Origin of the sequence: Salegentibacter sp. T436, from assembly GCF_001932675.1 — a bacterium.
Taxonomy (GTDB): Bacteria; Bacteroidota; Bacteroidia; order Flavobacteriales; family Flavobacteriaceae; genus Salegentibacter; species Salegentibacter agarivorans.
Window position 1 is genome coordinate 3,456,789 of the sequence record NZ_CP012872.1, and the last position, 21,585, is coordinate 3,478,373.

23 protein-coding genes are annotated in these 21,585 nt (G+C 36.6%); 13 read left to right on the forward strand and 10 right to left on the reverse strand.

The window, feature by feature from the left end; translation table 11 throughout:
- The first annotated feature begins 445 nt into the window (after positions 1-445).
- Entirely contained in the window at positions 446-1,900 is a 1,455-nt protein-coding gene (locus AO058_RS15340) for a peroxidase family protein (RefSeq protein WP_083634196.1), read from the forward strand.
- A 170-nt stretch (positions 1,901-2,070) separates the two neighbouring features.
- Here the strand turns inward: AO058_RS15340 and AO058_RS15345 are convergent, their stop codons facing one another.
- Positions 2,071-4,170: a tetratricopeptide repeat protein gene (locus AO058_RS15345; protein WP_075327346.1), complete on the reverse strand. Its 2,100-nt coding sequence runs from the start codon at positions 4,168-4,170 to the stop codon at positions 2,071-2,073.
- Between the two features lie 14 nt (positions 4,171-4,184).
- Positions 4,185-4,949, reverse strand: coding sequence for a LytR/AlgR family response regulator transcription factor (locus AO058_RS15350; protein ID WP_075327347.1), 765 nt, complete (start codon positions 4,947-4,949; stop codon positions 4,185-4,187).
- A gap of 312 nt (positions 4,950-5,261) precedes the next feature.
- On the opposite strand from AO058_RS15350, the gene AO058_RS15355 reads away from it, so the two are divergent.
- The 3 genes from AO058_RS15355 to AO058_RS15365 are packed head-to-tail and all read left to right on the forward strand — an operon-like array spanning position 5,262 to position 6,497.
- Positions 5,262-5,762: an outer membrane protein gene (locus AO058_RS15355; protein ID WP_075327348.1), complete on the forward strand. Its 501-nt coding sequence runs from the start codon at positions 5,262-5,264 to the stop codon at positions 5,760-5,762.
- A gap of 23 nt (positions 5,763-5,785) precedes the next feature.
- On the forward strand, positions 5,786-6,136 hold the full coding sequence (locus AO058_RS15360) for a DUF4870 domain-containing protein (RefSeq protein WP_075327349.1): 351 nt from the start codon (positions 5,786-5,788) through the stop codon (positions 6,134-6,136).
- A 31-nt stretch (positions 6,137-6,167) separates the two neighbouring features.
- On the forward strand, positions 6,168-6,497 hold the full coding sequence (locus tag AO058_RS15365; protein WP_075327350.1) for a hypothetical protein: 330 nt from the start codon (positions 6,168-6,170) through the stop codon (positions 6,495-6,497).
- Between the two features lie 1,722 nt (positions 6,498-8,219).
- On the opposite strand, the gene AO058_RS18425 is transcribed toward AO058_RS15365, so the two are convergent.
- The gene (locus tag AO058_RS18425; protein WP_075327351.1) at positions 8,220-8,465 is read right to left on the reverse strand and encodes a hypothetical protein; all 246 of its coding nucleotides are present in this window, start codon (positions 8,463-8,465) and stop codon (positions 8,220-8,222) included.
- A gap of 222 nt (positions 8,466-8,687) precedes the next feature.
- On the opposite strand from AO058_RS18425, the gene AO058_RS18280 reads away from it, so the two are divergent.
- Both AO058_RS18280 and AO058_RS18960 read left to right on the forward strand, forming a co-directional pair.
- The gene (locus tag AO058_RS18280; protein WP_075327356.1) at positions 8,688-9,359 is read left to right on the forward strand and encodes an IS110 family transposase; all 672 of its coding nucleotides are present in this window, start codon (positions 8,688-8,690) and stop codon (positions 9,357-9,359) included.
- 70 nt (positions 9,360-9,429) lie between these two features.
- Entirely contained in the window at positions 9,430-9,744 is a 315-nt protein-coding gene (locus tag AO058_RS18960; RefSeq protein WP_286760731.1) for an IS110 family transposase, read from the forward strand.
- Between the two features lie 318 nt (positions 9,745-10,062).
- On the opposite strand, the gene AO058_RS15385 is transcribed toward AO058_RS18960, so the two are convergent.
- The 3 genes from AO058_RS15385 to AO058_RS15395 all read right to left on the reverse strand — a co-directional run bounded on the left by AO058_RS15385 (position 10,063) and on the right by AO058_RS15395 (position 11,750).
- Positions 10,063-10,503: a hypothetical protein gene (locus AO058_RS15385; RefSeq protein ID WP_075327352.1), complete on the reverse strand. Its 441-nt coding sequence runs from the start codon at positions 10,501-10,503 to the stop codon at positions 10,063-10,065.
- 161 nt (positions 10,504-10,664) lie between these two features.
- Positions 10,665-11,138 (reverse strand): hypothetical protein, encoded by a 474-nt coding sequence (locus tag AO058_RS15390; protein ID WP_075327353.1) that lies wholly within the window; start codon positions 11,136-11,138, stop codon positions 10,665-10,667.
- Positions 11,139-11,291: 153 nt separating this feature from the next.
- Positions 11,292-11,750, reverse strand: a complete 459-nt coding sequence (locus tag AO058_RS15395; protein ID WP_075327354.1) for a hypothetical protein — start codon at positions 11,748-11,750, stop codon at positions 11,292-11,294.
- 266 nt (positions 11,751-12,016) lie between these two features.
- On the opposite strand from AO058_RS15395, the gene AO058_RS18750 reads away from it, so the two are divergent.
- The 4 genes from AO058_RS18750 to AO058_RS18965 all read left to right on the forward strand — a co-directional run bounded on the left by AO058_RS18750 (position 12,017) and on the right by AO058_RS18965 (position 14,803).
- Positions 12,017-12,736, forward strand: coding sequence for a putative quinol monooxygenase (locus AO058_RS18750; RefSeq protein WP_057938597.1), 720 nt, complete (start codon positions 12,017-12,019; stop codon positions 12,734-12,736).
- A gap of 76 nt (positions 12,737-12,812) precedes the next feature.
- The gene (locus AO058_RS15410; RefSeq protein WP_075327355.1) at positions 12,813-13,676 is read left to right on the forward strand and encodes a helix-turn-helix domain-containing protein; all 864 of its coding nucleotides are present in this window, start codon (positions 12,813-12,815) and stop codon (positions 13,674-13,676) included.
- Positions 13,677-13,872: 196 nt separating this feature from the next.
- Positions 13,873-14,544 carry an IS110 family transposase gene (locus AO058_RS15415; protein ID WP_075327356.1) on the forward strand — a complete coding sequence of 224 codons (672 nt, stop codon included), beginning with the start codon at positions 13,873-13,875 and terminating at the stop codon, positions 14,542-14,544.
- A gap of 70 nt (positions 14,545-14,614) precedes the next feature.
- Positions 14,615-14,803, forward strand: coding sequence for an IS110 family transposase (locus AO058_RS18965; RefSeq protein ID WP_442974491.1), 189 nt, complete (start codon positions 14,615-14,617; stop codon positions 14,801-14,803).
- A 196-nt stretch (positions 14,804-14,999) separates the two neighbouring features.
- On the opposite strand, the gene AO058_RS15425 is transcribed toward AO058_RS18965, so the two are convergent.
- On the reverse strand, positions 15,000-15,185 hold the full coding sequence (locus AO058_RS15425) for a hypothetical protein (RefSeq protein WP_075327357.1): 186 nt from the start codon (positions 15,183-15,185) through the stop codon (positions 15,000-15,002).
- Positions 15,186-15,376: 191 nt separating this feature from the next.
- The gene (locus tag AO058_RS15430; protein ID WP_075327358.1) at positions 15,377-15,967 is read right to left on the reverse strand and encodes a hypothetical protein; all 591 of its coding nucleotides are present in this window, start codon (positions 15,965-15,967) and stop codon (positions 15,377-15,379) included.
- Between the two features lie 444 nt (positions 15,968-16,411).
- Between AO058_RS15430 and AO058_RS15435 the strand changes: the two genes are divergently transcribed.
- Positions 16,412-17,116 carry a tyrosine-type recombinase/integrase gene (locus AO058_RS15435; protein WP_335740068.1) on the forward strand — a complete coding sequence of 235 codons (705 nt, stop codon included), beginning with the start codon at positions 16,412-16,414 and terminating at the stop codon, positions 17,114-17,116.
- Between the two features lie 2 nt (positions 17,117-17,118).
- Positions 17,119-18,243, forward strand: coding sequence for an IS91 family transposase (locus AO058_RS15440; protein WP_075327360.1), 1,125 nt, complete (start codon positions 17,119-17,121; stop codon positions 18,241-18,243).
- A gap of 287 nt (positions 18,244-18,530) precedes the next feature.
- Here AO058_RS15440 and AO058_RS18430 read toward each other — a convergent pair whose 3' ends face one another.
- Positions 18,531-18,680 (reverse strand): hypothetical protein, encoded by a 150-nt coding sequence (locus AO058_RS18430; protein WP_156858150.1) that lies wholly within the window; start codon positions 18,678-18,680, stop codon positions 18,531-18,533.
- A gap of 679 nt (positions 18,681-19,359) precedes the next feature.
- Complete coding sequence (gene xerA, locus AO058_RS15445) at positions 19,360-20,484, reverse strand: site-specific tyrosine recombinase/integron integrase (RefSeq protein WP_057481320.1); 1,125 nt, start codon at positions 20,482-20,484, stop codon at positions 19,360-19,362.
- A gap of 96 nt (positions 20,485-20,580) precedes the next feature.
- Here xerA and AO058_RS15450 point away from each other — a divergent pair, with 96 nt between their 5' ends.
- Positions 20,581-20,967 (forward strand): hypothetical protein, encoded by a 387-nt coding sequence (locus AO058_RS15450; RefSeq protein ID WP_037320331.1) that lies wholly within the window; start codon positions 20,581-20,583, stop codon positions 20,965-20,967.
- Positions 20,968-21,585 lie beyond the last annotated feature (618 nt).

The following is a 21,585-nucleotide window of genomic DNA, read 5'->3' on the forward strand; positions in this document are numbered from 1 at the left end:
AGCATAAAATAGAAGCTGAAAAATATTTTTCTTTTAAGAAGAATAGTTAAAATTTTTTATTACATTGCTTCAAAGTTGATTTAAAGCGCTAATTTTCAGTAGTTTTTGATATTTATATTTGAATGAAACTCTTTCTAAATTAAGTGTAATTTCAAGTTTTTTTATTAGAATCAAAGAAAATAAACCCTAATCCCAACACAGGTTTATTTTAAGATTATACCCTCAACATATCCCCTACAATCTTTTATAATCCCGGGTTATTTATATCCCGATTTTAGCTCTATTCACCCTAGACGGTCATTTTTTATGATCAATTAGAAGGTGATAGATAAACTATTATACCCGGCTTAGCGTATTTCAAATTGCACCCGCAAGATGAAATATCTATAGGCTCCAGGGATATACCGTATTAAAAATTTTATTAATAATTAAAAACCAGTTTATCATGTCAGATTCAAATCACCATGGAATGCACAGTTTTGAGGGTAAAAACGTGCTTTGTTCGCATCATTCTTTTGAAAAAGAAAGTTTTGGCCGTTTTGGCAGAATGTTTAGAGAATTGCCTCCACTTTATAATCCGCCATCGCAGTTAGCTGGGTTGGGGAAAATAGATGGACCAATGAATGGAGGTAATTCTCCTAAATTTACTGATTCAGTTCCGTTAGGAATGGTATTTTTTGGTCAGTTTATAGACCATGATATTACTTTTGATACCTCTACAAGTTTTAGTAGTATTAATAATCCAAATGAAATTGAAAACTCACGTTCTGCTAATTTAGATCTGGATAGTGTTTTTGGAGGTGGCCCCGAGGATGATCCTTTTTTATACCGACCAAGAGAGGAAGGTTTTTATCTGTTAACCGCATTGAGTAACAATAATATGGATCAAAATAAAGCTACGGAAAAGCATGATCTGCAACGGAATGGAAAAGGAACTGCTGTAATTGGAGATCCCAGAAATGATGAAAACAGGGTGATTTCTCAAATGCAGCTAGCTTTAATTAGATTTTATAATGCCAATTATAAAATGCTTAAAGACGCTAATTCAGATTATAGTCCTGAGCATTTATACGAAGAAGCAAGAAAAATAACCACATGGCATTATCAATGGGTTGTTGTTAATGAATTTCTACCAATAATGTGCGGGAAATATTTAGTGGCTGATATTTTAGGTAATGGCCGTAAATTTTATAAACCTATCTATAGTGCTTTTATTCCGGTAGAATTTTCTGTAGCAGCATTTAGATTCGGTCATACTATGATTGCGCAGAATTTAAAACTACAACAAGACGGCGATATGAAAAGTATCTTTTCTAGTGAATTTGGAAAAGGTTTTTCAAGAATTACCAGTAGCGACCAGGCTATTGAGTGGGACGCTTTTTTCGATTTTGGTACAGATTTCCAAAAGGCCGAAAAACTGGATACCACCCTGGCCCCTATTTTACTGGAATTACCTTTTGTGCCCTCTGATGATCCCAATGATAAATCTTTAGCAACAAGGAATTTTAGAAGAGGCCAAAGCTTTCTTCTACCTTCTGGAGAAAATGTTGCGAGACATATGCAACGGGAAGAAAGCGAAATTGAGCAAGTGGTAGACTTTGTGAACAACAAGGTGAAAATGGAGGATGTTGATTTGTCTGCAGGCATACCGCTTTGGTATTATATTTTGGCAGAAGCAGAAGTAATAGGTAGACAGGATGATGACACACAGTTCTCATCAGGAGAAGGCTTGGGTCCGGTGGGCGGCAGAATAGTTGCAGAAGTGCTTATAGGTCTTTTAGAACTTGATAGAGAGTCGTTTTTAGGCAACAATCGAGATTGGGTACCAACGCATGGTGAAGATGGAGTTTTTACAATGAAAGATCTCATGGAAGAAGCCGAGAAAGCTTACAATCTTTAATAAAACTATGCTTGAAGTAATTGGAGATTACAAAAAGAAAAAGCCCCAAATATACTGTTTGGGGCTTTTTCAAATTTTAAAGGAGAACTCACCCTATCAATTAAGGTTAATGTCTAATCCCTCTAAATTCCAGTATGATTAAAAAGAGAAAAACCTATAATCGTACTCATTTAAGAAATCTCCGCTTCGGAAGGGAGGGCTTCAAATTTATTGAAGTTATCACCTGGTTTTTTCCCTTCTATTCTTTGGAGTGTTAACACCACCCTTGTACCTTCAGGTTTACAATTTTCATCTTTTTTATCGATAATTTCATAGGTAATCTTTCCTGAGTAGCTTTTGTTATACAGGCTTATACGCTCCTGAATAATTTGCATTCCCATACTTTTATGTTTTTTACCAGAGGTTGTTTTTCTCCCGGCATTTTTTCGGCCTACCCCATTATCGTCTATAATTATAGTGATTTCCTTTTCATTGGGAATAATATTTATAAAGAGTTGTTTTTTATCGCGTTTGCTTGGCAACAAGCCGTGCCAAATCGCATTTTCAATAAACGGCTGCAGTAAAAGCGGGGGAATACTAATGCCTTTTACTGCCGATTCTTCTACCTTAATCTTGTAAGTGAAATCTTTTTCAAAACGATTTTCTTCCAGGGTTAGGTAGTAACGGGTGAGTTTTATTTCTTCACTAAGCGGAATAATATGTTTTTGAGAGGTTTCCAAAACCATTCGGGTATAACGACTAAAAACTACCAGGTATTTCATAGCCTTTTCGTTTTCCTTGGTTTGGATGAGGTATGTAATTGCATTAAGACTATTAAATAAAAAATGCGGATTTATTTGCAGGCGGGTTACCAAAATTTCAGCACGGGCAAGGTTACGCTCGTAAATCGCTTTCATTTTTTCCTTCTCTTCCTTTAAAATACGTGCGTTGGTTTTCTTTTTTGTTTGGGCATTGCGGTATTGCAAAAAGAAAATTATTAAAATGAGCAATAATCCAATTCCCATCAATAGCATTAAAATTCGGCGTTCTTCCAGCAATTGTTCCTGGGTATCCAGCCGGGCTTCCTGTAGTGCCCGGTCTTTTTGAAGCAATTCAATTCGACTTTCCTTCTTTTCCAGGTCGTATTTTCGTACCAGGGCTGCTATTTCTACATTCTGTTCACTTAGTTTTATGCTGTCTTCATAAGCTTTTCCCTGCTTGAAATAAGATAAAGCTTCAACGGGTTCACCGGTCTCTTCCTTTAGATGCGCCATTCGCAGGTAGTTTTGCATCAGCAAACCGTGTAAGTTTAAGCCTGAAGCTAGGTCAAGTGAATTCTGGTAATATTCTTCTGCACTTATAGGCCGGCCTTGTTTTTGCTCAATATCGCCCAGACTGGATAAAATTTCAGCTTGTTTTTGCCTATCTCCAATTTGTTGAAAACCTTCAAGAGAAATAGTAAAGAATTCTTTAGCCCGGTTCAAATTTCGGCCTTCTACCAAATAAGATTTTCCTAAAAATTCGTTGGTAATCGCCAAACCATATTGGTCATCTCTCTCGCGGTTAATTTCCAGAAGCTCGTTTAAATACTCCCTGGCTTTGGTAAAATTACTTTTATCGATATAATAATCTCCAATAGAAAGGTAATTCATTGCCACACCAAGACTGTTATTACGTTCTTTTTCGGCTTCCAGGGATCGTTCAAAATAGTCTAAAGCCTGGTCGGCACGGCCTGGAATGGAAGTTAAAGCGTTGCCAATACCATTGCTGGCAATAGCAATATTTTTAAGATCATTTTCCCTTTCAGCAATTTTAAGCGCTTCCATATAATAGGAAACCGCCGTATCATAATTATGATTATAACGCCCCGCTACTCCAGCATTGTTGGCAAATATCATCTTGTTAAGCGGATTGATGTCTTTGTCTTTTACCAGGTTGTAGGCTTTTGTATGCAGCGGTAAAGATTCGTCGTAATTTTGGTGGTAACGAAATAATAGTCCTAAATTATCTAAAGCAAGGGCGTACAGCAAGGTATCGTTTAACTGCAGCGCTTTTTGCACCGCTCCTTGTGCATACTGTAATTCTTTCTCCTCATTATGTGCCTCACGATGAATTTGCCTGCTTAATTGAATTTGTGTGACTACTTTAAGCGAATCACTTTCGGCCTGCTGAAATTGAGTGCTTAGACTGTCTATTTTAGACTGGGCTGATAAACCGGCAGAGAGGAAAAAAATTGCAGGAAAAATCACCAAAATTAATATTCTGAAATTTCTAAACTGAAGCAGTGCCATAGATTTTATCAGGTTTAGGAAGTTTTAGTGATGGCATCAAAAAGACTGGTGATTAAATCTTTTTTGGTTTTGCTCACAGGAATGGTTTTCCCATCCTGCATGACCAAATAGCCACCATCATTTTTGTAATATTTTTTCATATAGTTTGGATTGATGAGGTAAGACTTGTGAATGCGAATAAAGAAATACTTGTCCAGTAGCTTTTCAAATTCTTTCAGAGTTTTACTAAGCACCAGTTTTCGCTTATCAGAGAGAAAAAGCTGCGTGTAGTTATTCTGACTTTGTGCATAGAGAATTTCATTAGTTTCAATAAACTCATACCCATCGGCCACCGGGAGCGCAATTTTATTTTTTAAAATACCTTCCCGCCGCATATAAGTAAGCAAGTCGCTTATTTTTTCAGAAGAAAGATTGTTTTTCTTCTTGCGCTCCTCCTGCCAGTCTAAAATTGCCTCCCTAAATTCGGTTTCATCTATGGGTTTCAGCAAATAGTTTACAGCCTTAGCTTTAAAAGCCTGGGCGGCATATTGACTGTAGGCTGTAGTAAAAATAACATCAAAATTAGTTTCCGGTAATTGATCTAACAGTTCAAAGCCATTCATTCCCGGCATTTCCACATCAAGAAAGATTAAATCTACTTTTGTGTTTGGCAAGACTTCTAGAGCAGATTCCGGCCGGGTACCCTTATAGATGATTTCAGCATCAGGAAAATTTTTACGCAGATGGAGCACCAGGCCTTCTACGCAGTGTACTTCATCGTCTATTATAGCTACTTTCATCTTTTCGAAAATTTATTCTTCTAAAGGGTGGAATTAAATGTTAAGGAGCGGCTTTTAAATTTATTGCTTACCTAATTTAATTGTTATTAGTCAATTAATAAAAAATTAAGGATAAAATACGCTTTTATATTAGGGAAACAGGGTTTTGACTTAGAGAAACTGATTTTTTAGCTGAAACAACCCAATTATTACAATTCTTCATTTAACTAATTCATAAGGTGCTTATACTCATTAAGTCTTGAAAACCGAAGATAATGCTTGCATCTTCACACTCAGAAATCAAAACGAAAACCGACTAATTAAACCTTCATTATGAAAACTAAATTACTAGCAGCTATTTTTTTCTTTTTTACAGGAATTTATGTGAGTTCAGCTCAACAAGACACTCGAATTGGCGTAATGCTAAATTATGGAACCGAAGTAGAAGCTATTGGTGCTGGAGCTAATGCTGAATTTCCCATTCTTGAAAACCTGAGCATTTCACCGGCCTTTATTTATTATTTCCCGGGTGATCAATATGGTGGAAGTCTAAACTGGTGGGAGATTAATGGAAATGCAAACTATTATTTTGTGAATAATGAAAACCTGGGTTTTTATGGACTTGGCGGACTTAATTATACCCATGTAAGTTTTGACTGGGGAGATGAAAGTTTTGGAGGTGTTGAATCCAGCGATGGCCGGTTTGGACTAAACCTGGGAGCAGGTGCCAATTTTAATATAGATAGTAATATCACTCCTTTTACTGAAGTGAAATATGTGATTATAGACGGCGGCCAATTAGTATTAGGTGCAGGTGTAAAATTTAGTCTATAAAAACACGTCTTATAAATTCAACTATGGAAAACCAAGAAAGTTTAGCCGGAAATATTGAGAAAACCGAAGACAAATCTATAGGAATTATAGCTTATCTAACCCTAATAGGCCTGGTAGCAGCTTTTATAATGAATAAAGATAAAAACAACGAGTTTGCTACTTATCATATAAAACAATCTCTGGGATTGTGCCTTGTTGGCTTTGCCATTTTTATAGTAGGACTTATTCCAGTCTTAGGATGGGTTGCAAGCTTTGCAGGTTCGCTTTGCCTGCTTGTTTTATGGATTATGGGCCTCCTAAATGCTGTAAACGGAAAACAGGAACCTGTGCCGGTACTGGGGAGTAAATTTGAAACCTGGTTTAAGAATATGTAATAAGTAATTTATTAACCAATAAATCAATATTATGAATCAAAGAATAAAATTTTTATCACTGTTAACATTCTTTTCACTTGTATTTCTCACTGCATGTTCCGAAGATGATGACAGTATTGAGGAGACGGACGATATAAGTGCAGGCTGTACCGATTTTGAAAACTCTTATGAAGATGTGATGACCGTAGCCAATACTTACATTAATAATCCAACAGAAGAAAATTGTGAAGATTATAGACAGGCCGTTATCAACTTTTATGAAAGTTACAAGGATTGTAGTTTATGGACAGAGGAATATGAAGAAGATGATTGGGACGATATGGAGAACTGGAGTTGTTCTGATACAGAAGGAGCTAATTAATTAAAAACAAACGTGTTGGGGACACTTTATGGGCAAGAGGGGCCATCCTTTAAATTTTGAAAGATGGTTGTCCTAAAGTGACTGAAAAAGCCGAATTTATTTCGGCTTTTTTGTTTTTAAATATCCTGAAGAATAAAAGAAATATATTCTTGTAACCTGGCAAACCTATATGGAGAAAAATACTCAACCTTTATCCTTATATATTAAAATGCATTCTGGTTATTCCCTTTTTTAATGCCATACATCTTAATCAAAAAATTACATGGCTTCGCCGCCGTCAATTACATTGATACACTTGCTTTTAGCGATGAATCTGCTATTTTTAATTTCCTAATTAAATATAATCAGGGCTTACTTTAAGTTTAAAAACTCGAAAAGTATATAGAAGTCGCATCTATTTATGATAACCGACTTCATTTTATCTATGCGAGTAAACTTTGAATTATAATTAGTGTAGGGAATCCAAATCTATAAATTATCCACACAAGTATAAAGCGTTTTTCTTATAGTTATTAACAAAATATTAAGAATAAAATCATGAATTACGTATTTTCTGGAGGTAAAAGATCGATCAAATATTCCACTCAGCACATTCCCATTTCGTGCTTCCAGGAAAAAGAGTTTCATTAAACAACCAGCGGACACCAATCCCTTCTACTTTTAAAGTGTAACAGAATATGAACATCAGAAATGAAGGTGTAACCGAATAGTTTGATGTTCTATAGTACTTTTGAAATACTCAAAAACAAAAAAGCCCCAAAACCATAGGGTTTGAGGCTTTTTGCAATATTTTGTAAGTTAAGTAGCGGAGGAAGAGGAACTATCCGAAAATGCGAATATCTCGTCAATACTGGCGATTCAGAAGGGGTCCATTTTAAGTGTAACCGAATTTGACACCTTTAACCAAACTTTAACTCTAAGATGCTTTTAAATCTACTGTCAATTTGATTTATATCTATCCACTCTCATTGAGGTTAGCCTTTAAAAAGTTTCAGGTATAAATGTGTACATTCTTTTATAAAGGCCTCCTACCCTATCGTGTCCCAACGCGGATCGCCATCGTTTATAATATTCCATCCTCACTACAACCATTATTTTCTGTCTCAAGAAATTCATATTTGTAAGATTCCATTATTAAGTTATTCCCATAAACTACAATCACGGAATCTCCTTAAAGAAAATCCTGAATTCCATAAAGCTTATCCATATCGGAGGAAAATCTTTACTAACAAAGTCTGAATTTAGGATATTAATGATTTTGACGAAATCATTAATATCACTTTCAAAAAATTTCCAGAGGGATATCATAACCTGAATCATTCTCAATAGCAAAACGCTAGATCCTTTCTTCATTACTTCTGTCGCAGCCATTAATTAAAAATATTGAAAGGACTATTTTTTTAACCTTGAAATTTCATCTATTACCAATTATTTATTTTACTTATCCAACTAACCTTCTTTGGGATTAATAAAATTCGTTTTAGATGGTATAAGTTTACCTAATTAGAACTGTATAATTGTCTGCAGCTAATGCAGTGGTGTGTAAGCTTCTCCTAATTAGAAAACAATATATCGGGATTTTGCTTGAGGAATTCTAATCCGTTTATATAAGGCTTTATTACAAAATACACGGCTATTATCATTAGAGGATATTGACCCTAGCTGATTATTTGAAAAGCCCTTTTGACATTCATAAATTATATTTTGAATTTTTATTAGATTTTATTCTTTTCTTGATTCTATCTCTTTTGTAAGTATTCGAATGTTTTTAAAATTTAATGGTAGAATAGCAGAAAGTGCAAAAGGGACTGCAAGTAATGGTGTTAATCCGTCCTTAATTGAAATAAAAATAAAGAAGCCTAAAGATCCAATTAAAACTATTGTAAGCATCCAAGTAAGAGTTTTTATTGAGGTTCTCTTCTGTTTAAGTTCTTCAAAACTTAAATTTGGTAATTCTTTTTGATTCATAGAATATAATTTTTTATGTTTTTTTACCTAATCTCTTTTAAAAATTAATGCCAACGTCCCGTATAAAAACTGTGCGAGCGGACGAGCGTGATTGTCCGCAGGACAATCCGCTAAGCATGCGAGCAGGGACTTTCGATTTGGAACAGGTTTGAGCATTGTTTTTAGCATCAATGAAAAAGCAGTAATCGAGTATCTTTAATATTCCCCATAAAAACTAAAGATATGGAATCCCGAGTTACTGCCTTACCAAAGTTATTCATAGGAATTGACATCCACAAGAGGAGCTGGAAAATACACTGCAGCACCGATCTTTTTGCCGGTAAATCTTTTACTATGCCACCGGAGCCTGAGAAGTTACGGGAATATGTTCAAAAACATTTTCCGGACCACGAAGTCTCCACTGCCTATGAAGCGGGTTGTTGTGGTTATGCTGCTCATCGTAGTTTTGTAAATTTTGGCTGGAGATCCCTGGTGGTAAATCCGGCCGATATTCAACGAAAGGGAAAAGAACGATACACCAAAACCGATAGAATCGATGCCCAGCTCATTAGCAGAGAACTCAAAGACGGTCGTCTTGAGAGTATCATAGTTCCCGATATAGAACGGGAAGAACTCCGTAGCCTTTTCCGGCGCCGTAATGAACTGGTTAAAGACTTCAGACGTGTCAAATCTGTAATTAAAATGCAGTTGCTCTATTATGGAGTCAAAGTTCCTCCTGAGTTTGATAATGATCACTGGAGCCACGATTTTCGTCATTGGGTAGATAGCCAAAAGTTTGTTTTTGGTACTGCAAGGGAATGTATGGCCAGTAAGATGCGTAATTTTCGTTTTATTGATAAGGAACTTCGAGATGTATCGAGCCAGTTAAGAGCTTATTGCCGTAAACATTTTTAAGCAGGATTTCTATCTACTAAGGAGCATTCCTGGTATTGGAGGAATTGTAGCAGTTGGAATCATCGCTGAACTGGGTGATCTAAGGCGATTTAGCAGCTTAAAACATTTGGCAGGTTATGTTGGTTTGGCTCCCAGCATATATCAAAGTGGAGTTAATTCAAAATCAATGGGGATGAACCCCAGGTGTCACAGACTAATCCGATCATATTTTGTGGAAGCTGCATGGCAGGCAATTAGAACAGATCCTGTAATGCAGGCTTATTATCGCCAGCACCTGGGCAAAGACGTCAAAAAAATAATAGTAAAAGTGGCTCACAAATTACTGAGCCGAACTTTAGCAGTGATTAAAACTAAAACTCCTTATGAAATTGGAGTGATATCATAATCTATAACTCATGACCAAGCTCAAAATATTAAAAGTCTATACCACAAAACAATATAGGTGGCCATTTCAGGATCACATTTTTTAGCTAGTGGATAGACTTAATTAACCAATCATAATGATGCTGGCGGCACTCATTAGAAGTGACCACATATAGGATGCGGAGCGGGTTATTTTGCATTGAATTCTAACTGAAGCAAAGCTTCAATCAGAATTAAACGCGTTAATATATATATATAGGAATGAAATAAGAAAAATTAAAATATTAAATTTGAGAGAGCAGGTTATTGCTTTTCATAGGATATAATGTTGTGCGCAGTTTTATTTGAATCCGAGTTTTGATTTCGTGTACGGCAGAAGAAAAAGATTTTCGTAATTGTGTTTGTCCGAAATCGATTTTTTACTAAGCATATTATTTATCCACTCTTTTACGGTAGTTGTGAAAAAATTCTCCATTTTTTCAGATCTTTCTGAGTCCGTTAAACTATTTTCCAAGTCAAAAATTTCTGGTGATTCAGAATCGAGACTTAGCAAAATGTCCGCAATATCGTGCTTTACAAATTCCTCTTTGTCCAGGTCATTTTTAAAAGGCTTTATTTCTGTTTTTAACCTTAAGTAATATTTGCTTGAATAACCAGACCTTCTTAAAATTAAGAAAACAATTGAGTCTTCACTCTCAGCATAAAAGGCAGTTTTATACTTTTCGAGATTAAGCTTCTGAGAATTGCTCTCAACCAACTTCTTAAATTCCTTTGACTGCATATTTAGTTTCTGATATACTTAATTGCGCACAACGTCCCGTATAAAAACAGTGCGAGCTGGCGAGCGTGATTGTCCTGCGGACAATCAGGCGTTGCAAGCGAGCACGGAGCTTCGATTTAAAACTAATTAAGCATTATTTTTATATGTTGTTGTAACCAGTTTTAATCCACGTGCTTGATTTTATCTACTTTGGTAACTTGTTCATTTTCAAATTCCAATTTTAAACTATAGAATGTAGGAAATCCGCTTGTGGACATTCCCATATTGTAAATCCATAAGTCAGAAGCGTCTTTTTGATCTGGTTCACCTAATAAATCAATTATTTGCTTTTTATTCTTATTCTTTAAAATCTCATTATTTACAATATCATCCTGCATCCGAAATCGGGTGTCAGCTTTTGAGTGCCAGGCTTGTTGATCAAAACTTTTTTGAGTTTCGAATGGAGATCCGTATAAAAAGGTTATGAATGAAAAACCTAAATAAATTAAGGGAGTTAGTATCAATGTTGAAAACACAGCTAATACGTTAGCAGCTCGTTTTTTGTGTGGTAGAAGTCTGATTAAAATCCATCTGAAAATGAAAAAGAATGGAATAATCATTATCAAAATTATTTCAAGAAAGTTAAGATCACTCATAAGTTTTCAAATTGGTTACAACGTCCCGTATAAAAACTGTGCGAGCGGGCGCGCGTGATTGTCCGCAGGACAATCCGCTAAGGAAGCGAGCACGGACTTCTGATTCGAGACAGATTTAAGCATCTTTGTTTTTATACAGTGTTGTGTGCAGTTTTAATCATAAGAGATATTTTGTTCTATCAGAAACCAGTTGTCATTCAGATAAACGGGTTTTTTAGTATAGTCAACAAACTGCGGGTAATTAAGGAATTTTGTCCGTTGTTGATCATTTAATATTTTGATCAAATAGAATTTATCATCACTATCAAAAAAATTGTCAGAGCTATTATTTTTACACTGGAATTTATAAACTATACCTTTATCCGGATAGAGTTTTATGGAGCATAATTCTGATTCTTCTTTTGCTTTTAGAAGTTCGGGATAGTTATTCATACCTGATGTCAAAAGAATCTCAGTAAGGTCGTGTTCATTTTCAAAATTATTTAGGATCAAATGATTTATACTTTCGAAATCATCTGTATAACCTTTGATCTCATGGGCTTTCCAATTAAAGAAAGGTATCGCAATAATTAAAATGATGAATACCAGAATGAGGATGATTTTTAGTTTCATTTGTTTTCAATTGCACACAACGGTTTTGTATATGAAAAGTACGCCTTTTTTAGCAGACGTAGTTTTCAGTTGCAACGTTTTGTTATAAAGTGGCGAGAACTCAAATATAACGAAAGCTGGCGTATTTTTTATATACGTTGTTATGTGCATACTGGATTCAATAGTATTGCTTTTTTTGAAAATTGTCCATGCGTTAGTAATAAACATCCATTCCATAGTCTTTTGTTTCGTCTCAAATTTACACTGTAACAAATAAACAAGAAACGATGAAAACTAAAGTTCCATTAAAATTAGCATTCCTAGTTTTTCTACTAGGATTTACAATTCAAACATTTTCAAAATCTAAAAACACAAACATTATGAACAGTACAAAAAAAGAAACTATCGGATTATTAGTAATTATGAAAGCAAAAACAGGAAAAGAACAAGACGTCAAAAACTTCTTACTTGGTGGATTAGCATTAGTAAATCAAGAACCTCAAACAGTATCTTGGTTTGCCTTTCAAATAGATAATAATACTTTTGGTATTTATGATACTTTTGAAGTAGAAGAAGGAAGACAAGCACATTTAACAGGCGAAGTTGCGAAGGCATTATTAGCAAATGCAGGTGATTTATTAGAGAACTTTGATCCTAGCACAGATATTCAAGCAGTAGATGTATTAGCATCTAATCATAAATCCGGATTGCAAAACAAGGGTTTGCTTGTTATTATGAAATCTAAAGAAGCAAAGACAACAGATGTTGAAAACTTCCTTAATGTCGGCAAACAATTAGTTGGTGACGAGCCAAAAACTTTATCTTGGTATGCTATAAAAATAGATGCTACTACATATGCAATCTTTGATACTTTTGCAGATGATTCTGGTAGAGATACACATTTAACAGGGAAAGTTGCAGCAGCACTTATGGAAAATGCGCCTGTTCTTTTAGATGGTTTTGAAGCATCAGCAATTCAAAAAATAGACATCATAGCTTCGAAATAATTGTTATCTTTAGAAAGGAGTGTAACAACCACTCCTTTCTTTTTAATACGTAACATTAAAGAAGAAATAGACTCTTATGGCTCAAATTATTATTGATAAGCAAAATGGTGAACTGGCATTTAGACTAGAAAGGTTTGAAAATCTTAATCAATTTGACCATTTACAGCGAAAAAATTATTATTCTATTATTTTACTAAAAGGAAACAACTACAAGTTAAATGTAGATGTTTCTAATTATGAATTACAAGGCAACCAAATGATTTGCTTGTCACCTTATCAACCATTTATGATTTCTTCTGAAGAGTCTTGTTCAGGCTGGTTATTAAATTTTCACCCTGACTTTTTTTGCACATATCGACATCAAAATGAAATTGAAACAGAGGGCATTCTTTTTAACAACTTTCATGGATTACCACATTTTAAAATTTCTGAAAAAGCGTTGTTTTTTAATCTTATAGATCAAATTTCAAAAGAAATGGATAGAGATTCTATTGCTCAGCATGAGGTTCTTGTGGCTTTTTTAAAGGTGATTTTAATAGAAGCTGTGAGACAAAAAAAACAATCCAATAAAGATATAGTGCCAAAATTTTCTGATGATCAATCTGAAATATTGCAAAATTTAGTAGATTCTATTGAGAAGAATTATTCTGAGTTACACTCTCCGAAAGATTATGCAGATGTTTTATGTGTTAGCACTAAAACATTGGCTGGAATTGTGAAAAAATATTTACAGCAAACACCTAGTTCGTTAATTTCTAATAGAATTATTATAGAGGCTAAACGCGAACTATATTTAACCTCAAAACCTTTGAAACAAATCGCAGCTAATCTTGGGTATGACGATGAATTTTATTTTAGTAGGTTTTTCAAGAAGAAAGTAGGTGTTTCTCCCGATAATTATAGAAAGACAGTAGGTTTTGCTAAACTAGAAAAATTATGATTGTCAGTATGTCTTAAGTTGCACATAACGTCCCGTATAAAAACTGTGCGAGCGGACGAGCGTGATTGTCCGCAGGACAATCCGCTAAGCATGCGAGCAGGGACTTTCGATTTGGAACAGGTTTGAGCATTGTTTTTAGCATCAATGAAAAAGCAGTAATCGAGTATCTTTAATATTCACCATAAAAACTAAAGATATGGAATCCCGAGTTACTGCCTTACCAAAGTTATTCATAGGAATTGACATCCACAAGAGGAGCTGGAAAATACACTGCAGCACCGATCTTTTTGCCGGTAAATCTTTTACTATGCCACCGGAGCCTGAGAAGTTACGGGAATATGTTCAAAAACATTTTCCGGACCACGAAGTCTCCACTGCCTATGAAGCGGGTTGTTGTGGTTATGCTGCTCATCGTAGTTTTGTAAATTTTGGCTGGAGATCCCTGGTGGTAAATCCGGCCGATATTCAACGAAAGGGAAAAGAACGATACACCAAAACCGATAGAATCGATGCCCAGCTCATTAGCAGAGAACTCAAAGACGGTCGTCTTGAGAGTATCATAGTTCCCGATATAGAACGGGAAGAACTCCGTAGCCTTTTCCGGCGCCGTAATGAACTGGTTAAAGACTTCAGACGTGTCAAATCTGTAATTAAAATGCAGTTGCTCTATTATGGAGTCAAAGTTCCTCCTGAGTTTGATAATGATCACTGGAGCCACGATTTTCGTCATTGGGTAGATAGCCAAAAGTTTGTTTTTGGTACTGCAAGGGAATGTATGGCCAGTAAGATGCGTAATTTTCGTTTTATTGATAAGGAACTTCGAGATGTATCGAGCCAGTTAAGAGCTTATTGCCGTAAACATTTTTAAGCAGGATTTCTATCTACTAAGGAGCATTCCTGGTATTGGAGGAATTGTAGCAGTTGGAATCATCGCTGAACTGGGTGATCTAAGGCGATTTAGCAGCTTAAAACATTTGGCAGGTTATGTTGGTTTGGCTCCCAGCATATATCAAAGTGGAGTTAATTCAAAATCAATGGGGATGAACCCCAGGTGTCACAGACTAATCCGATCATATTTTGTGGAAGCTGCATGGCAGGCAATTAGAACAGATCCGATTTGGCATTAAAATAGCATTGTTTTTATATATTGTTACCCACTTTTGCGACACGTTTGAGTAAGCACGTTACCTGATCCGTAACTTTATAAGTGGCTGAGTGAAAGTCCGCCCAATTGTTAAGTTCTATTCCATCCCCAGCAATCAGATCCGATTTTTTTTATTCGGTCTGCTAATAAGTCCGATTTGCTACTTTTAAGATCTATTTCTAAAGCTCGGAATTTTCTTTTTGATCCTTACTAATTTGAGAATATAATCCTGCAATTATTATTACTCCAGTAGCGATACTTACACCTTTTCCATTGGTTCCATTATATATGAGGTAACTTCCTATAATCCATATAAAAATAGAGACAATCCCGATAATTTTAACCTTGGTAGATATTTTCTTCATTATTTATTTTTAAATATTATTCGGAGCAATTGTGGGTAACGGCCCGTATAAAAACAGTGCGAGCTGGCGGGAGTGATTTTCCGCAAGACAATCCGCTAAACAAGCGAGCACAGAGTTGCGATTTAAGACTGATCTAAGCATTGTTTTTATATAATGTTGTAAACAGTGACGACACGTTCGAGTATGTGTGTTTAATTGTATAATTTATGCCAACCTATCCCCAACATAAAAGATAAACCGAAATAGTAATTTTTTGAAACATTTCCTGATAATTTTATACCATAACTGAAACCAAAAGGATTCCTTTTTTGTTTTTTAAACCATTTAATATTTGTTTCAAATGCTGCTCCGAAAGCCCGGATTCTTTCTCTTTCTAGATCATTTAAACTATTAGATGCGTAAATAGTGAATGAAGGTCCGAGCGATATACTCAAAGAATGACCGTCATTAATCTTTCTTCTCCCATAGAGTACTGCTATTTCATCAGCAAATGCATTTGTATTAGAAACAGGAATAAGCACTACTGAACTAACACTTATGTCATTTATTTTTGAATATCTTAAACTAAGAAGATTTTTACTAAACTGATAATTCAATTCTCCACCCCATAATAAACCGCCATTCTCTCCAGTGTATCCACCTAGAAAAGATTCTAAGTATACAATAGGAATTTTTTGTTCATCATTTTGTGCTATGACATTATTTCCGCTAATCAACAGGATAATTACGGAAATTACCCTAACTACACTTTTTATAGAATATAAATTTTTGGCAAATTTCAAATTTGATCTTTTTGATTAGTATTTTTTTGGAGCCATTGTTTACAACGTCTCGTATAAAAACAGTGCGAGCTGGCGAGCGTGATTGTCCGCAGGACAATCCGCTAAGCAAGCGAGCACGATGTTTCGATTCAAGACAGAATTAAGCATTGTTTTTATATGTTGTTGAACTAAACCTAAAGGTAGCTTCAAGAGATCGCTAAATCACTATTCACTACCTTTAAGTATCTCTAATTATAATATTGAAAGTTATGAAAAAAAAGTAGTACCCTCATTGACAGGGCTTGTAATTCTGTACCCGAGTTTGGCGAACTCTACCGCAAGTTAAAACGTTCCGTAGAACTCGCCGGTAAAAGTCAAAGTACCCTTACCAACTACTCCCGCTGCCTCGCGCACATGTCCATCCATTTTAAATGTAGTCCCCTTGATCTCGATGAAGAACAGGTTTTGGATTACCTGCACCTTCTAAAGTCCCAGCACAACACACCATCCGACAGTTTCTTCAAGCATACGGTCTATGGTCTTCGCTATGCCTATCGAATCTCCGGGATGAAGGAAATGCGGGTAATGCTTCCCTCTATTGAACGTCCCCACAAACTTCCAGTGGTATTAAGCCGTAGTGAGGTAAAGCAATTGCTTAAAACTCCCAAACTGCTCAAACACCGGCTGGTACTAGCAATGCTCTATGGCTGTGGCCTTCGCTGCTTTGAACTTCGCAGCCTTCAGCTCAAAGACCTGGATTTTGATCGGAAGATGCTCCACATCCGCCAGGGCAAAGGAAGAAAAGACCGTTATGTTCCTTTGTCCCAAATGCAGATCCGTGGTCTAAAAAAATATATCGCTGCAGATAATCCTACCACCTGGTGTTTTAATGGCTACAACAGGAAAGGAAACCCATCCCAGTTATCGGCAATGGGGGTGCAATGGATCGTCCGGGAAGCCCGTAAACACAGTGGGATCCAGAAAGATATCACTACCCACAGCCTTCGGCACAGCTATGCCACCCACCTTTTGGAGATGGGATTGGATATTATCAGTGTCAAAGATTTACTGGGACACGCAGATATCCAAACCACCCTCACCTACTTGCACGTGGCACAACTCGGTAGGCAGAAGCCCTTCAGTCCGTTGGACCGACTATACAAGAAGTAGCCGTGAGACCTGCTGCCTATGAGGTGGCCCAGGTTCTGGAAAGGAATACGGAATCTTTATCCAAATATTGTTACAACACCTGGCAGACAAGAACCCTGCACGCCTTGCGCAAATGCCGCACTGCTGCCCTGGGTGGCCATATCGACCGTTGTAACAATCCTTCCTGCCATCGGCTCCACCTTAGTTATAATAGTTGCCGGAACCGCCATTGTCCCAAGTGCCAGGGGCATAAAAAGGAGGAATGGATCCGGGCACGGGAAGAAGAACTCTTAAACGTGCCTTACTTCCACGTGGTCTTCACATTGCCATCAGCCCTCAACCGCCTATGCCTGTATGAGCCTAAAAAAATGTATCCTCTACTGTTTAAAATAACCTGGCAGGTGATCCAGGATTTTGCATCCAACCATAAATTCCTGGGTGCCAAACCTGGGATGATCGCCATCCTGCACACCTGGGGGCAAAACCTTTCTTTGCACCCACACCTGCACTGTATTGTTCCCGGGGGTGGTATTGCCCAAAGCGGTCAATGGAAATCTGCAAAAAGCAATGGAAAATACCTGTTCCCGGTCAAGGCTATGAGCAAGGTTTTTAGGGCCCGTTTTGTGGCTTCCCTTCGCAAGGAACTGGAACCACAATCTAAAGACTTCTACGAAAGCCTTTTTAAATATGATTGGGTAGTTTATTGTAAACGTCCATTTTTAGGTCCCGCTCAGGTGGTGGAATACCTCGGTCGCTATACCCATAAGATCGCCATCAGTAACCACAGAATTAAAAACCTGGATAATAAAAGCGTTACATTTTCTGTAAAGGACTACCGCCACGGGGGAAGAAAATCCTTGTTACGTTTATCTGATGCAGAGTTCATCAGGCGGTTCGCTCTTCACATACTTCCCAAAGGCTTTGTTCGCATCCGTCATTATGGAATCTTGAGCTCCTACCACAAAAAAATTACGATTACCCAGCTACAGCAAAGCCTGGGACGGGTGCAACTCAAAGAGCGCCAACCACTACAAAACCAGCTTTGCCCGGTGTGCAAGAAAGGAAAATTGGTGACACTTACTACTTTTATGGCACGAGGCCCACCAAGATACTGGATGGAAAAACTAAGAAAACAATCAAATAAATGAGTATGAAAAACGATCCTTCCGGGCGTAACAGGAAACCTATGGCCCAAAGCGATCAAAATGATAGTAAATCCCGTAAGTCCCAGTAAAAAAATATAGTAAAAAGCAGTGGCATCATCGATTAATAGCAAAAACCTGAAATTGCGCATAGAGCTTAGCTGCCTTACCTAACAAATTTGACCTCCGAAAAACATATTAATCCCCATATATGGCTAACCGGCAAAGAACCGGTTTAATCAACAGTGCGTTCATGTTGGGCCGTACCGGCCACACGAACGCTTAGTTATTGCCTACAGTTGTTTTTGTTCCGCCCGTTTTCCGGTTCCGTTTTTGTCAGCGTCCGAGCGGGCAATTTTTTCCGCAAACTTGCTCAAATCCGTCGTGCTTTTCAATTCCACAAGAGTGAGGTCCACGTTCAGTTCAGCCGCAATATTTTTCAATCCCGATTGGGTTTTGATTCTGCAAACTTGCTCAAAATTCCGCACATTTTTCCGTACTGCTTTTTATTTAGTGTTTGAGTGGAAAAGTCCGGGTATTTTGTCCTTTTAAAATTCCGCTTTTTCAATCCATTTTTGTTCCGACCGAGTGAGTTTCCGCAATTGTAGGCAACGTTGATCTAACTGCCGTAGTCGCATTTTTGCGGCTATTGCAGTTAGATGGTGTTGTATGCTGTTTATCTTATCTGCCAGGATCAGGTTAACAGAGACTGTTGATTGAAGCGCAAAAATAAAAATACTTCTTTTAAGGTCCGTGCCCCGTTTACATTGTGTTTAGAAGTAGATCTAAACATCCGTGAAATAAGGGGAGGGCTTTTCAAATTGTCCGTATAGCTAAAGTAAAAAATTAAGGGAGTTGCCCCATAGACTATTTCCAAAACTTCAACTACCTTAACCTCAAGTATTAGTAACGTGATAACGTTTGGATAGTTAAAAAACTCTCCACGATCTCATCGCTAAATACTTGGGGACACTACCAAAAAGTATGTCCTTCTCTTTCCTTTAGCTATACCTCCTAAAATCAGCCCAGGATCCTCAAAAGAAGACCATTCGCTGCCAGCAATAGTATACAACGTACGTATAAATGCAGTATTACATTTATATCTATTATGTCTTTACATGACTAATCTAATGGATTTTTAATCTTAAAAAAAATATTTGTAGCCACGTGCGTGTAAATTTCTGTTGTTTTGGTGCTTCTATGCCCAAGGAGTACCTGGATATATCGTAAATCGGTTCCACTCTCTAAAAGATGGGTTGCAAAGGAATGTCGTAACATATGGGGTGTCACCCGCTTCTTGATCTTCGCTTTTTTCGCAGCATTCTTTACTATACTCGAAACACTTTCGGGACTATAGGCTTTCCTGCCCGGGCCTTCAAACAAAAAATTAGTCGGTCGCCATTCTTTATAGTATTTTCGTAAATCACCAAGTAGTTTTTCGCTTAAGATTGTAAACCTATCTTTATTTCCTTTGCCCGATCTTACCTTAATCACCATTCTCTTACTATCTATATCTTCCAGTTTTAAATTTAAGAGCTCAATTCTTCTTAAACCGGCCGAATAAAGCAAACTTACTATACATCGGTGTTTAATGTTATTAGTATGCTCAATAATAGCCATTATTTCCTCTTTTGCCAGGACCTTCGGCAGTTGTTCTATAGGTCTGGGACGTTCTATGGCATAAAACCTATTGGGCATTTCCAGTACCACTTCATAATAGAATTTAATAGCATTAATGGCCTGGTTAATATAGGAATGAGAAAAATCCTCTCGTATCAATTTCTGAAGATATAATCTTATATCCTCTTCGTTCAAATCCTTTATCTCCCTGTCACTGTAATGATTTATGAATGTTTCGAAACAAGAAACATAGGTTTTGATCGTGCTATTGGCATACCGTTTTAATTCTAATTTTCTAAGGTAGCTTCCAGGGCAATATCGCTTTCCGCTTACCTCTTCCCTATTTTGCAGCTGTTGAATGTTCACAGGCTCTTCCTCTCTTCCAAAACTAGCCTTGGAATAAAAATGATTGCAATTGATCCAGGCAACACCACGAAAGGTCTTAAAAACAAGCTCCAGGTTAGCCGGTGTGTTTAAGATATAATTCATGCGAAACTTCTCACTCCACTGTACATCGGGTAAGTTGTCCACCATAACCTGCACTACTTTATCGGTAAAGAATTTTAACCCTATACATTTTTCTTTATCAATGATTAAATTCTTTAGAGTAATATACTTCCTATCCATATGGCCTGCGCATTTATTGGTATATAAATGTAAACAGACTTAAACCCTAAAACGTTTATTATCCGTATATTATACGACTAAAACGGCTTTATAATTATGGAAACTGAAAAACATTGTCTGGCCTGTAATAAAAAACTGGAAGGCCGTCCGGATAAAAAGTTTTGCGATCCCTATTGTAAAAGTGCCTGGCATTATCAAAAAACCAAAGAAGGAGCTGCCGGATTCTATGCAAAAGTAGACCGTCAATTAAAAACTAATCGAAGGATTTTAAAAAGCTTCAACAAAGCAGGGAAAGCCACGGTTAGAGCTGACATTTTAAAACAACACGGCTTCGATCCTAATTACTTTACGCACTATTGGAAAAACAGCAAGAAGGAAGTTTATCTCTTTGTATATGAATTTGGTTTTCTAACCCGGTATGAAAACGGAAAAAAGAAATATGTTCTTGTAACCTGGCAAAACTATATGGAGAAAACTACTTAACCTTTATGCCTATATATCAAAATTCATCCTGGTTATTCTCTTTCTTAAAGCATAAATCTTAATCAAAAAATTACATGGCTTCGCCACCGTCACTCCCATTGGTCTTTCTTTTAAGCAATTACGAATTACTTACAGCTATCAACCTCAAATTGCCTTAAATTTAATTCGAGATAGCTTTAAAAATAATCAATGTATAAAGTAAAATTGGTGGTTAATTAAATGAGTAGGGATTCCAAATTTAAAAAATATCTAATTCTAGGTTTATATTACTATCTATAGTTATTAACAAGATATTAAGAATAAAATAGAGAATTGAATAATTTTTGGAGTTAAATGAGGGGTTTTCATTCCATTCAGCACTTTAGTCTTACGTACCTCCAGGCTAAAGAGCCTCATTCACTGGCACCGGACACAAGCGAAAAATCTTCACCTTCCATTTCGCTTATTCCGCAAAAACGGCGGAATGCTTCATTCTCGGTTCTGGTTTTCCACTTAAGTCCTCAAATTGGATTCCATTATTAATTTAATTCCGCTTCCTGCTCCTTCCCTACTCTTCCATTTACCTATTTGAAGTATTCTCGGCCTTCACTGCCACTACCTTTTTCTGTAATGCAAAAT